The 14,183-nt window shown below is 44.2% G+C and carries 8 protein-coding genes; 7 read left to right on the top strand and 1 reads right to left on the bottom strand.

Going from position 1 to position 14,183, the window contains the following annotated elements; translation table 11 throughout:
* Positions 1–92: 92 nt before the first annotated feature.
* Entirely contained in the window at positions 93–1,694 is a 1,602-nt protein-coding gene (locus tag LT679_RS15475) for an AGE family epimerase/isomerase (protein ID WP_232178519.1), read from the top strand.
* 52 nt (positions 1,695–1,746) lie between these two features.
* Here the strand turns inward: LT679_RS15475 and LT679_RS15470 are convergent, their stop codons facing one another.
* Positions 1,747–2,727, bottom strand: coding sequence for a glycosyl hydrolase (locus tag LT679_RS15470; protein ID WP_232178517.1), 981 nt, complete (start codon positions 2,725–2,727; stop codon positions 1,747–1,749).
* A gap of 233 nt (positions 2,728–2,960) precedes the next feature.
* On the opposite strand from LT679_RS15470, the gene glgX reads away from it, so the two are divergent.
* The 6 genes from glgX (at position 2,961) to LT679_RS15440 (ending at position 14,157) form a co-directional block, all read left to right on the top strand.
* Entirely contained in the window at positions 2,961–5,102 is a 2,142-nt protein-coding gene (gene glgX, locus LT679_RS15465) for a glycogen debranching protein GlgX (protein WP_232178515.1), read from the top strand.
* Entirely contained in the window at positions 5,083–6,924 is a 1,842-nt protein-coding gene (gene treZ, locus LT679_RS15460; protein ID WP_232178513.1) for a malto-oligosyltrehalose trehalohydrolase, read from the top strand. Before glgX ends, treZ begins: the two co-directional genes overlap by 20 nt.
* Positions 6,917–11,128 (top strand): malto-oligosyltrehalose synthase, encoded by a 4,212-nt coding sequence (gene treY, locus LT679_RS15455; protein WP_232178512.1) that lies wholly within the window; start codon positions 6,917–6,919, stop codon positions 11,126–11,128. Before treZ ends, treY begins: the two co-directional genes overlap by 8 nt.
* 95 nt (positions 11,129–11,223) lie before the next feature.
* A complete protein-coding gene (locus tag LT679_RS15450) occupies positions 11,224–12,324 on the top strand; it encodes a Gfo/Idh/MocA family protein (protein ID WP_232178511.1) in 1,101 nt (366 codons plus the stop codon).
* A gap of 195 nt (positions 12,325–12,519) precedes the next feature.
* The gene (locus tag LT679_RS15445) at positions 12,520–12,915 is read left to right on the top strand and encodes a hypothetical protein (RefSeq protein WP_232178510.1); all 396 of its coding nucleotides are present in this window, start codon (positions 12,520–12,522) and stop codon (positions 12,913–12,915) included.
* 99 nt (positions 12,916–13,014) lie between these two features.
* The gene (locus LT679_RS15440) at positions 13,015–14,157 is read left to right on the top strand and encodes an efflux RND transporter periplasmic adaptor subunit (protein WP_232178509.1); all 1,143 of its coding nucleotides are present in this window, start codon (positions 13,015–13,017) and stop codon (positions 14,155–14,157) included.
* Positions 14,158–14,183 lie beyond the last annotated feature (26 nt).

Raw genomic sequence — 14,183 nt, 5'->3', positions numbered from 1 at the left:
TGTATTTTTACCAAATGCTTGTAATATATTGTCAAAATAGCGGTTTGGTGGCTTAAGCATCTATTTTTAATCTCGAAACCAATTGTTCAACCATGCATAAACTTGTACAAAATAGCCTCAAACTAATGCTTGCAGGCAGCCTGATAATGCCTCAAATGCTGTTAGCGCAAAAAGATAAGCAGGCAATCGCTAAACAGATGGAACGTTCTGCCAGGGTGCAACTGCTCGACAAATGGTATCCCCGTTCAGTTGATACCGCTTACGGCGGCTTTCTGAGCGCTTTTACCTATGATTTTAAAGTAGCGCCTGATCAGCATAAAATGATCGTGACGCAGGCAAGACACGTATGGTCAAACGCCAAGGCGGCGTTGTTTTATCCGAATGTGCCGTACTTCAAGGCTGATGCCAAACACGGTTTTTTGTTTTTGCGGGATAAAATGTGGGACAAGCAGAACGGCGGATTTTACACTTATACCGACCGACAGGGTAACGTGGCCGAAAATTCATTTGCGCCGAAAGAATCGTATGGTAACTCCTTTGCCATATACGGGCTCGCTGCCTACTACCAGGCCTCAGGTGATACAGCCGCCCTTAACCTGGCCAAGCAAACCTTTTGGTGGCTGGAGAAACATGCGCATGACCCGGTTAACAAAGGATACTTTCAGCACATGGAAATGGATGGCACCGTGATAAAGCGTACGGCTGATTTTCCGTCAACATCTGATAAGGGTTATAAAGATCAAAATACCTCTATCCACCTGCTCGAAGCCTTTACCGAACTTTATACCGTTTGGCCAGATAGCCTGCTACGCGAAAGGCTGAAGGAGATGTTGTTTTTAGTGCGCGATAAAATCACCACACCAAAGGGCTATCTTACCCTGTTCTTTCAGCCGGATTGGACTCCTGTTTCAACCCGCGATTCAACAACTACAAGCATCCTGAAACATCGTTATCTCGATCATGTATCCTTTGGGCACGATGTGGAAACCGCTTACCTGATGCTGGAAGCATCGCATGTACTGGGATTAGGGCATGACGAAGCTACCCTAAAAATAGCCAAACGCATGGTTGACCATTCCCTGAAAAACGGATGGGATAACAAGGTAGGCGGTTTTTATGATGAGGGCTATTATTTTAAAGATCAGCCCGGTATCAGTATTATAAAGGATGGTAAAAACTGGTGGGCACAGGCCGAGGGGCTGAATTCGTTGTTAATGATGTCCACGCTTTATCCAAAGGATGAGTTGAAATATTACGATAAATTCAAACAGCTCTGGACCTATGTACAAACCTATCTTATTGACCATCAGCACGGCGATTGGTACCCGGGCGGTATTGATAAGGAGCCTGAAATGAAAACTGCTTTAAAAGGCCAGATCTGGAAGGGTACTTACCACAACTTCCGCGCGCTGATGAACTGCATTAATCAGCTAAAGCCCGATAAGATGCCGCCATCAGTACCACAAAAAATCACACTGAAAAAACTCGCGACAGGGGCAAGGCTGCAATGGACTGCCTCAACGGATAATCGCCAGTTTATGGGCTACAATATTTACAGCAACGGCAAGCGTATAGGCTATACACCCCTTACCTGGTTTATGGTAAACACCGGTGATGCAAATACAAGATACACGGTTCGCGCTGTTGATTTGCAGGGAAACTTATCGAAGCCGAGCAATACGGTTTCTAAATAAATAAAAATGCCGGGTATATAGCCCGGCATTTTTGTTTAGTACAATTTATTATCTATTTGTAACTGATCTCATCAAGCGTTAAGGCTTGCGGGCGGGCATAGTTGCCTTTTACCAGTTCTTTGGTATTATGTGTCCATAGCCAATCGCCCCATACCATAAACCATACCCACTCCGGTTGTGCTTTAAGTATTTCGGGTTTAGGTAGTTCGCCAACTTCGGTTAAAGCAATGGGTTTACCTTTGGCTAACTGCAAAAGCTCGTTATAATCCTTCTGCTCATAATCGGCATTGTAAATATCGGTACCTAAAATATCTACATACTTCGCGCCCGGGTAATAATATTTGTATGAGTAAGCCTGGTCTTCCGGCAGGTCGCGCGGGCCGTTAGCACCCCATACCCATATCAGGTTATTCAATTTATGGTAGTTGGTGTAGCGGTCATACATCATCTTCCATAATTTGCTGATGCCGTCCGGGCCTTTTTTATCTCCCCACCAAAACCATACGCCATTCATCTCATGGTATGGTCGCCACAGCACGGGTACTTTGGCATCCTGTAGTTTTTTAAGCCACACGGCTACCTGGTCAACCTGCGCCAGCCAGCGTTTGTTCAATTCAGTGTTCGGTGTTGTTAGCTCTTTCCACTGGGCGGGGGTGAGCTTGGCCTGGATGCTTTCTTTCCATGCATAGGGCGGGTTGTCAATCGGGCGGCCCTGGTGCCACATCAGGCAGATGAGATAGCCTTGTTTGTAACGTTCAATAGCCTGGTCAACTATGGTTTGGCCAACATCGTTAGTGCCGCTCCAAATAAAATCGGCGCCCCAAAGGCCGGGCTGTTTGCCGGTAATCGCTTTTATACTGTCCAAATGTTTATCGGGTGTGTTGGGGTAATTGTGCTGCCCGGTTATGATGCTTTTGCCTTTGATGCTGTAAATGTAACTGAGCAGTTTGCGTGCTTCGGGTGTGGTGTTTGGATTTACCGGGGCAAACTGTTGCTGGGCAAAACAATGCAGTCCGACTAAGAGCGCAATCATTGTAAATTTCAATCTCATAAAAAAGGTTTTTAGCAAAACTACAGTTACACTTAAGGCTATGGTTAATATTTATTTATCCTTATAATATATTATTTAAGCCGTTTTTAAAGGTTGTTTAAACATTATTGTTGTTTCGCTGTAGTAAAGGTGTCTGGCAAGAAAATGATGCCGGGCGTTATAGCTGATGCCCGATTTATCTCTGCTGCCACAATAACAACATTTACAATCTATCTATGGAAATAATAACTTATCCGGGTAAACCGTACCCGCTGGGTGCAACGTGGGATGGCGAAGGCGTAAATTTTACCCTTTATGCTGATAATGCCACCGGTGTTGAACTGTGTTTATTTGATTCGACAGATGCTAAATCCGAATCACAAAAAATCAAGCTTTACGAACGCTCACACCAGGTTTGGCATGTATACCTGCCAGGTGTTAAGCCGGGGCAGTTATATGGTTACCGTGTGCATGGCCCTTATGAACCTCAGAACGGTCACCGCTTTAACCCGAACAAATTACTGTTAGACCCCTATGCCAAAGCTATTGCCGGTGTTATTGACTGGCACGACTCGCTTTTTGCCTATGAAGTAGGCAGTGAGCAGGAAGACCTCAGCTACAGTGAAGAAGATAGTGCGCCTTACATACCAAAATCGGTAGTAATTGATAATAATTTTGACTGGGGCAATGATGCGCCGCCACGTACGCCATATCACCAATCGGTGATCTATGAGGCACACGTTCGTGGCCTTACCATGCAGCACCCGGAGATACCGGAGGATATCCGTGGCTCTTACGCGGCTATTGCGCATCCGGCTATCATCAAGCACTTGCAGGATTTAGGGGTTACCGCCATAGAACTGATGCCAATCCATCAGTTTGTGAATGACCGTTACCTGGTTGAAAAAGGCTTGCGCAATTACTGGGGCTATAATACCATTGGCTTTTTTGCGCCCGACGTCCGCTACTCCTCAAGCGGCGTAACCGGTGGGCAGGTGAGCGAGTTTAAGAATATGGTTAAAGAGCTGCATAAAGCAGGCATAGAGGTTATACTCGATGTAGTTTACAACCATACCGGCGAGGGTAATCATATGGGGCCTACGCTATCATTTAAAGGGATAGATAATGCATCGTATTACCGCCTTGTTGATGAGGATAAGCGTTTCTTTATGGACTACACAGGTACAGGTAACACGCTTAATGCTATGTTGCCCAATGTGTTAAGGTATATAATGGATAGCCTGCGGTACTGGATAACTGAAATGCATGTCGATGGTTTCCGTTTTGATTTGGCATCAACCTTAGCGCGTGAGTTGCATGAGGTTAACCGCTTAAGTGCTTTTTTTGATATCATTCACCAGGATCCCATCATATCGCAGGTTAAGCTGATTGCCGAGCCTTGGGATGTGGGCGAAGGGGGTTACCAGGTAGGTAAGTTCCCGCCGGGATGGGCTGAATGGAACGGTAAGTACCGTGATTGCATCCGTGATTACTGGCGTGGTGCTGATAGTATGCTTGGCGAATTTGCACAGCGCTTTACCGGCAGCCCTGACCTGTACCAGGATGATTACCGCAGGCCAACTGCCAGCGTAAACTTTATAACCGCGCACGATGGTTTTACCATGCACGATTTGGTATCGTACAATGATAAACATAATGACGCCAATGGTGAGGGCAATAACGATGGCGAAAGCCATAACCGCTCATGGAACTGCGGTGCAGAGGGTGATACTGATGATAAAGCGGTTAATCAGCTTCGCGCGCAGCAAAAGCGTAATTTTATGTCGACGCTGTTTTTATCGCAGGGTGTACCGATGCTGGTTGCAGGTGATGAAATAGGTCGTACGCAGGGTGGTAACAACAATGCTTACTGCCAGGATAATGAAATTTCGTGGGTAAACTGGGAGAATGCTGATAAAGATTTGCTTGAGTTTACGCAAAAGCTCATACACTTCCGCAGAGAGCATCCAAACTTCAGGCGCAGGCGCTGGTTTCAGGGGCAACCGGCAAAGGGGCAAAAGCTCGAGGATATCGCTTGGTTTTTACCTGAAGGCGATGAAATGAGCGAGGAGAACTGGAGCCATGATTTTGCCAAGTCGTTAGCTGTATTTTTAAACGGTAAGGGTATTCACTCCTTAGGGCCAAAGGGAGAGCGTATAGTGGATGATAGTTACTACGTGATCTTTAACGCTTTTCATGAAGCTATTGATTACAAGTTGCCATCTGAAAAATTTGGCAAAAAGTGGAAAGCCGTTTTAAATACGGCTAATTACAAGGCAGATGGTTCTGTTTATAACGCCGGCGATACGGTTACCGTTGAAGGGCGTACAGTGGTATTATTAGAGCATCATAACAAGCATGAAGAAGCCGCAGATTAATAAACGCAGCCTCGGCGTAAATTTTGGTCACGATGGCTTTGCACATATTACTGTTTGGGCGCCGATTGCAAAAGAGGTTTCTGTAGTTGTTAATGAAAAAAAGCTGGATTTGCCGCTTAATGCCGACGACTTTGGTTACTGGACGCTTGTAACGGACGGGATAAAGCCTGGTGATAAGTACATTTTCATGTTGGATGGCGAAAAGAAACGCCCCGACCCGGCCTCGCTTTCGCAACCTGAAAGTGTGCACGGGCCGTCAATGGCTGTTGATTTATCTACGTTTAAATGGACGGACGCCTCATGGGTAAATCATAAGATGGATGCTTACATCATCTATGAGCTGCACATCGGGACTTTTACATCGGAAGGAACATTTGATGCTGCCATTGAAAAACTCGATCATCTGGTTGAGTTGGGTGTTACAGCTATTGAAATTATGCCGGTAGCGCAATTCCCCGGTGGGCGTAACTGGGGTTATGATGGTGTATTGCCCTATGCGGTGCAGGACACTTACGGCGGTGCGGAAGCATTGATGCGTTTAGTTGATGCCTGCCATGCAAAAGGTTTGGCTGTTGTGCTGGATGTGGTATATAACCACCTTGGCCCGGAAGGAAATTACTTTAATGACTTCGGTGTCTATTTTACCGATAAATATCATACCCCCTGGGGTAATGCCATTAATTTTGATGATGCCTGGTGCGATGCTGTGCGGCTATATTACATTGAAAACGCCTTGATGTGGTTCCGGGATTTTCATATTGACGCGCTGCGGATGGATGCTGTCCATGCGATTAAAGATCTTAGTCCGACACACATACTTAAGGAAATTAAACAGCATGTTAATCAGTTATTGACCTTAACTGGTAAAAAGCACCATCTGATTGCAGAGTTAGATTTAAATGATCCGGTTTATATAAACAGTTTAGATGAAAGTGGTTATGGCGTTGATGTACAATGGATTGATGAATTTCATCACGCCTTGCGCGTAACCGCGGGCGAGCCACAAACCGGTTATTATTCTGATTTTACCGGTATTAAACATCTGGCTAAGGCTTACTGCGATGCTTATGTTTATGATGGTATTTATTCGCCGCACCGGCTTAAAACATTTGGCGCAAGCGCGTCAAAAAATAAGGGCAATCAATTTGTAGTGTTTTCCCAAAATCACGATCAGGTGGGTAACCGGATGCTGGGCGAACGCAGCAGTACGCTGGTAAGTTTTGAAATGCAAAAGCTAATGGCTGCAGCCGTAATGGTTAGTCCGTACATACCAATGTTGTTTATGGGCGAAGAATGGGCCGAAACCAATCCCTTCCAATACTTTATAAGCCATACCGACGATGATCTGGTAAAAGCGGTGCGTAAAGGCCGCAAAGAGGAGTTTAAAGCCTTTCATGCTGAAGGAGAAACGCCCGATACGCAATCTGAAGATACATTTAACAGATCGAAACTACAATGGCAGCTAACCACGCAGCCTAAGCATCAGCAGATGTTGAAATACTACAGAGCATTGATTAACCTAAGAGTTAGTTACGACGCTTTGAGTGAATTAAACAGGGATAATCTAAGTGTTAGTTCTGATGCTGATAAAAATACACTTGTGCTTCAGCGTTGGCACGAAGATGAAAAGATATGTTGTGTCATGAATTTTTCTGACAGTGTGCAACAAGTCGATCTGCCCGAAAATATTAATTGGACCGCGTTATTTAACAGCGCCGACGAAAAGTGGGGCGGCGCGGTAGTAAATCAGCCAATAGAAAATGTCCAAATCGCTTCGATACTACCTGAATCTGTAACCGTATACATCAATCGTCATGTTTAATCCAGTAGCAACTTATCGCATACAGTTCAATAAGGATTTCACCTTTGCAAATCTTGAGCGAATAATTCCATATCTGCAATCTCTTGGAGTAAAAACGCTTTACGCGTCCCCAATTTTCGAAGCGGTGCCAGGCAGTACACATGGTTATGATGTTACAAATCCGCATGCCGTCAATCCGGAAATCGGTACGCTAAAACAATTGCGGCAGGTAAGTAAGCAATTAAAAGAGGCTGGAATAAACTGGTTGCAGGATATTGTACCGAACCACATGGCTTTTGACACTAAAAACAAGTGGTTAATGGATGTGCTGGAAAAAGGAACATTATCCGCTTATTCATCTTTTTTCGATACGGCGTCCACAACTGAACTTTTTGAGGGCAAGATCATGTTGCCTTTTCTGGGAGCTTCACCTGAGGATGTAATCAACAATGATGAATTAAAGCTGACGTATGAGGATGGTGCCATTTATCTGAGTTATTATGATAATAACTATCCGGTAAACATAAACACATATGATGCTGTGTTATCCGTTTTGAAAGGAAAAGATAGCGCGCTGAAAAGACTACTGCAACAGGTTAAACAGCTACATCAAAATGATGATGTAAATGCTTATGCCATTGAGTTTAATGAGTTGAGGATGCAGCTAAAATCGCTGTTTTCTGACGAGGGTTACAAGGGTAAACTTGACCGCTCAGTTAAGGCAATAAATCAGGATAAGGCACAGCTTTCGCAGCTTGTTGATTTGCAGTATTACCGTTTATGCCATTGGCAGGAAACGGACAGCAAAATTAACTTCCGCCGGTTTTTCACCGTAAACGGGTTGATATGCCTGAACATGCAGAATCCGCACGTTTTTACGCATTACCACAAGTTCATAGCATCATTACTTAAGGAAGGAGTGTTTCAAGGTGTACGAGTTGACCATGTTGATGGCTTGTATGATCCAACCGGCTACCTGCAAAAGTTACGCGAGCTTGTTGGTAACGATACGTACATCGTGGTAGAAAAAATTCTCGAAAAGGATGAGCAGCTGCTGCAAAGTTGGCCTATTGAAGGTGCGACAGGTTACGAATTTCTTGCAGTAGTTAATAATTTACTCACGAATGCAGACAGCGAAAAACAGTTTACTTCGTTATACAACCGCTTAACTGGTAAGGGCAAATTAAGCGAGGCTGATATCCATGAAAAAAAGGCTTACATACTAAAGCACCATATGGCAGGTGAGCTCGCTAACCTGACCAGGTATTTTTGCGAACTTAATTTGATAGACGAGGACAAGCATCAACAAATAGATCACGAAAAGCTTAAAGAGGCTATAGCCCAATTGTTGATCTACTGCCCGGTTTACCGGTATTACGGTAATAGTATGCCGCTTGCAGTGGATGAAGCACAGCAGCTATCCACCATAATAAAAAAAATAAAAGACAGCGATTCAGATCTAAAGTCATCAGCCACGCTTTTAGAGCAGGCATTAATTATAAATCCCGCAGAAAATGGGCAGGAGCATGCCGACAATGCTTTAAAATTTTACCAACGGTGTATGCAATTAAGCGGCCCGCTGATGGCCAAAGGGGTTGAGGATACGTTAATGTACACTTATAACCGCTTTGCAGCACATAACGAAGTTGGCGACGCGCCAGACGCATTTGGCTTGAAGGTAGAAGATTTTCACGCCTACATGACGCACCGGCAGAGCCATTGGCCACTTGCATTAAATGGTACATCTACACATGATACCAAGCGCGGCGAAGATGTGCGGGCAAGGCTTAACGCGCAATCTTCCATGCCGGATACCTGGAGTAAGGTGATCGAGTTGTGGATTAAAGAAAATCCGCAACTGGATGGCGATAAGAAGCTTGACGTTAACGATATATACCTGATTTTTCAAACCATTGTTGGCGCTTACCCAATGCCAGGCCAGGGAGACGATGATTTTGAAAAACGCCTGCACGAATATCTTGAGAAAGCGCTTCGCGAAGGTAAGCAACACTCACAATGGGCCGAGCCGGACGAAGCTTATGAAACCGCGGCAAAAAATTTCGCGTCCGGATTACTCGATCAGGATTCGCCGTTTTGGAAAAGCTTTTCCGCTATTCGTACCCAAGTTGCTGACCATGGTATCATTAATTCGCTATCGCAGTTGCTACTTAAATTCACTTGCCCGGGCGTACCTGATATTTACCAGGGCTGCGAGCGTTGGGACTTAAGCTTGGTCGATCCGGATAATCGCCGACCGGTTGATTATGCTTTTAGTGATAGTTTATTAAGGGATATACAATCAACTGCAAAAGAGGATTTTGATAAGCTTTGGAACGAGAAATATGCCGCTTCAATAAAGCTGTGGCTTACTAAAAAACTACTCGATATCAGGAATAAATATGTTGAGATTTTTACCGCTGGTACTTACGTTCCCTTAAAAGTTAAGGGTAAGTATAAAAAGCATATCCTGGCTTATGCAAGACATTACCGGCAACAATGGATAGTGACCATAATACCGCTGCATCTTCCTGTTATACAACCGATTATTTCAGACGATGTCATAAATTGGGCATCAGCCCGGATAATAATGCCTGAAGGAATGCCCGAGAGCTACTGCAACGAATTAACAGGAACAGAAGGCCGTTCGCAAGAAGGAGAATTATTTATTAAAGACCTCTTTTTAGATAATTTGCCCTTGGCGTTGATCAGCTTTAAGCGGCAAGAAAATCCTCGTGGATCAGGCTTACTGCTGCATATTACGTCGTTACCGTCGGATTTTGGTGTTGGCGATCTGGGGCCTCAAGCCTTAGAGTTTGCAGATAGGTTGGCTTACAGTCAGCAAAAGTACTGGCAACTGCTGCCACTTACACCTACCGAGATGGTAAACAGCCATTCGCCTTACAGTTCTTTTTCAATTATGGCGGGCAATACCGTGTTGATTAGTCCGGAATTGCTTGCGAATGATGGACTGCTGACACCTGAGGATTTAAAAACGCATGTATTGCCGTCAAAAACCGAAGTAGATTATGTTGCCGCTGAACGTGTTAAACAACAATTACTCAATAAAGCCTGGAGCGCTTTTCAAGAGCAAGGCAAGACTTCGCAAAGTGATTTTGTAAGCTATTGCCGCGAAGAGGATGCCTGGCTTAATGATTTTGCGCTGTACGTGGTCATAAAACACCATCACGGCGGTAAGCCCTGGTATGAATGGCATTCGGATTATAGTCAACGTAAAGAGAAAGCGCTCAGAGCCTTTGGTCGTAAATATGCCGATGAAATACTTAAGGTTAAATGGATGCAGTATGTGTTTGCTAAGCAATGGCAAGGGTTGCGCGAGTATTGCAACAACCTGGGTATAAAGCTATTTGGCGACCTCCCATTTTACGTAAGCTACGATTCGGCAGATGTTTGGGCCAATCGGGAGCTGTTTAATCTGGATGAGCAGGGCAAAATGCTTGGTGTGGCAGGTGTGCCGCCTGATTATTTCAATGCCGACGGACAGCTTTGGGGTATGCCCGTTTTTTGCTGGGATAAGCTGAAGCAGCAAAACTATAAATGGTGGATACAGCGCGTGAAAAAGAACATGGAGCTGTTTGATGTGCTCCGTCTTGATCATTTCAGGGCATTCGCCGCATATTGGGAGGTGCCGGCCGGCGAGACTACCGCTATAAACGGTAAATGGCAGCAGGGGCCTGGCAACCATTTCTTTGAAACTTTAAAGGCAGAACTGGGGGAATTACCTTTGATTGCGGAAGATTTGGGTGATATTGATGATGCAGTATACAAGCTGCGTGATGATTTTGAATTGCCGGGCATGAAGGTGCTTCAGTTTGCATTTGGCGATAATATGCCCCAATCGCCTTATATCCCGCATAATTACTCCGAAAATTATGTTGTATACACGGGCACGCATGATAATAACACAACTTTAGGCTGGTTCAGGCAGGATGCAGGTAAGCAGGAGAAACGCCGTCTGGCTGACTACGCAGGCGTCAAAATAAAATCGGGCAATGTGAATGAAGTGATGATCAGGCTGGCTATGAATTCGGTGACGAAAACGTGTATCATACCGGTGCAGGATTTGCTTGGCCTTGACGAGCAGTCGCGCATGAATATCCCGGCGTCATCACAAAAAAATTGGTTGTGGCGGTTAAAACCTGGACAAATCAGCCGAAAGGATGTGCAGAAATTACTTAAATGGACATTGGCGAGCAATCGCGCTTGAATAAAATGTTTTACAACAATTTGGCATTTAACGTGTTGAATTTACACACCACCTGTTTAAGTAACCTATCGTACACATTTTATTAAACAAAAGGTATGCAAAATTTTGATGATTTCAGCCGCAGGAATTTTTTAAAAACCCTTTCCATCGGTGCCGGCGCATTAGTGTTGTCGCCAACTTTACAAGCATTCAGGCCTCAGGGTAAGAAGCTCGGTATAGCGCTTGTGGGTTTGGGTGGTTATAGCGGTGGTCAGTTGGCGCCTGCGTTACTGCAAACCAAACATTGTTACCTGGCAGGCATTGTTACCGGTACACCTTCAAAGGCTGACGAATGGTCAAAGAAGTACAGCATACCCGATAAAAATATTTACAATTACAGCAATTTTGATGAGATAGCTAAAAATCCGGATATAGATATTGTTTACGTGGTGCTGCCCGTATCTATGCATAAGGAGTTTACCATACGCGCGGCAAAAGCGGGTAAGCATGTTATTTGCGAAAAGCCTATGGCGCTTAACGCGGCCGATTGCTCGGAGATGATCGCCGCCTGTAAAAAAGCAAACCGTATGCTTTCCATCGGTTATCGTTTACATTTTGAGCCCCATAATATGGAGATGATGCGCCTGGGCCAAAAAAAGGTGTACGGCAAAGTAACCGCAATTGATACCGGCAATGGTTTTGTCTATCGTGGAGACCCCAACGCCTGGCGGTTAAAAAAAGCACTTGCCGGCGGAGGCGCATTAATGGATATGGGCGTTTACTCTATTCAGGGTACGCGCTACACGTTAGGGCAGGAGCCACTGTTTGTTACGGCTACTGAGCAAAAAACAAATAATGAGTTGTTTAAAGAAGTTGATGAAACGATAATGTGGCAATTTGAATTTCCGGGCGGATTAAAAACTACCGGGAAGTCGAGCTACAATAACAATTGGGGTTACTTGAACGCTACTGCCGAAAAAGGTAAGTTTTCATTAGAGCCTGCCTTTGGTTATGGTGGCATAAAGGGCGCAACACATGAGGGTATTATGAATTTTCCGCAGATAAACCAACAGGCCGCACAAATGGACGACTTTGCTTTGTGTGTTTTAAATAAAAAACAAACACGTGTGCCCGGTGAGGAAGGGTTAAAGGATATGAAAGTTATTGATGCCATCTACCGCAGCATAACATCCGGAAAAAGGGAGAAGATAGTGTAACATTTACATCACGTAAGATCTCTGATATTTTTCATTCCAAATAATATTTTTTCTTAGTCGTTAATGTTGGTATGAAATTTTACTTGTGCTTAATGTTTCAATATTATATTGTTATTATTAATAATAAATGGTAGCTCTTGTTATTGAAACAATTTAATAATTGTTGATTTTTTGCTAACTTCGCAATTAAAGGTTATGCAAAAAAAGTTTGCTTACATATTTGTATCCGTTATCTGTTGGTTTGCCATTGTGGTGGTATCTCCAATTTCGGGTGCCCTTGTACACAAACAATATGATGTTAATAGCCAAAACCTTAACGGGAAATACACGCATGCGCATATAAGTGCTGATGATGCCAACTTTTATAACGACGATGCGTCTGAGTCTACCAATCAAAAACGACTTGTAGCGCGGTTCAGGGTTCGTTTCCTTCTAAATCGTACTGTTCAGATTAATGCGCTTCTGCCATCCGGAAATTCCATCCCCGGGTTGTTACCGGCGCATGTAAAGCATTTATTTTCGCGCTTTGTTATCAGCAAAGCATTTTTGCCCGCTTACTACGGGTTTCTTTTCAGGCTTAGTCCTTTCTAATACGTTTTCTTTTTCTGCCATTTGCAGTTTCACTGCAGATATTTTTTGTTACACCCACGCCTCAGCGTGTAGTTTATTACAGCTTTAACAAACCAAACAATGAAAAAGATTAAAGTTTTAGGCTATGCTATAGCCGTTGCAGCCGCCTTTATGGTCACGGGTTGCTCTTCAGGCACTGCCACAGATAAGGCAGCTGAAAATACTGATACACTTCACTATCCTGTAATGACCTTGCAGGCTACAGATACCGTTCTGAAAAAACCTTACGTTGCCGACATTCAGGCACATAAGAATGTTGAAATCCGCGCCCGTGTTCAGGGTTTTCTCGAAAAAATATATGTTGATGAAGGTAAGCCCGTAAAAAAAGGGCAATTACTTTTCAAGATAAACGATCAGGAATTTAAAGTGCAGCTAACTAAAGCAAAAGCTGCATTAAGTAATGCCGTGGCTGATGCAAAGGCAACCGAACTTGAGGTAGACCGGGTTAAGATGCTGGTTGATAAGAAAGTTATCGCTAAATCTGAACTTGAAGTAGCACAATCTAAACTGAATGCCGACAGGGCTACTATTGAGGAGGCACGCTCAATGGTTCAAAGCGCGCAAAACCAATTGGCTTATACGCAGGTAATGGCGCCGTTTGATGGCATTGTTGACCGTATTCCGTTAAAAGCTGGCAGTTTGATTGATGAAGGCGCGTTATTAACCAGCCTGTCTGATGTAAGTTCGATGTATGCTTACTTCAGTTTCCCCGAAAATGAATACCTGCGCTATGTACGCACCATGAAAACTTCGCCTGATAAAACAAGCAGTGAGGTAAGCCTTGTGCTGGCTGATGGTTTGGAATTTCCGGAGAAAGGTAAGATAGAGACCATTGAAGGGGAAATTGAACAAACTACCGGTTCAATAAATTTTCGTGCCCGTTTTCCTAATCCGCAAGGGTTGTTGAGGCACGGTGCTACCGGCAAATTATATATTTCTACAAAAGCCGAAAAGGTGGTGATGGTGCCACAGCAGTCGGTGTTTGACATTCAGGATAAAAGCTACGTTTACGTGGTTGACGAGGGTAATAAGCTGCACATGCAGGCTTTTACCCCGCTTACCCGTTTCTCTCATTACTACATTGTAAAGGATGGCCTTGAAGCAGGCGATAAAATCCTGTACGAAGGTACCCAAAACGTACGCGACGGAATGGTAATTAAACCCAAACAAGTAGCAAAGGGCGCGTTTATCGCGATGCAATAAGCAAAGCGTCCGGAGTTTTAATTGTG

The sequence above is a fragment of the Mucilaginibacter roseus genome (assembly GCF_021215455.1).
In the GTDB taxonomy this organism is placed as follows: domain Bacteria; phylum Bacteroidota; class Bacteroidia; order Sphingobacteriales; family Sphingobacteriaceae; genus Mucilaginibacter; species Mucilaginibacter roseus.
The sequence above is the reverse complement of the archived record's forward strand: the minus strand, read 5'-3'. Positions and strand labels throughout refer to the sequence as shown.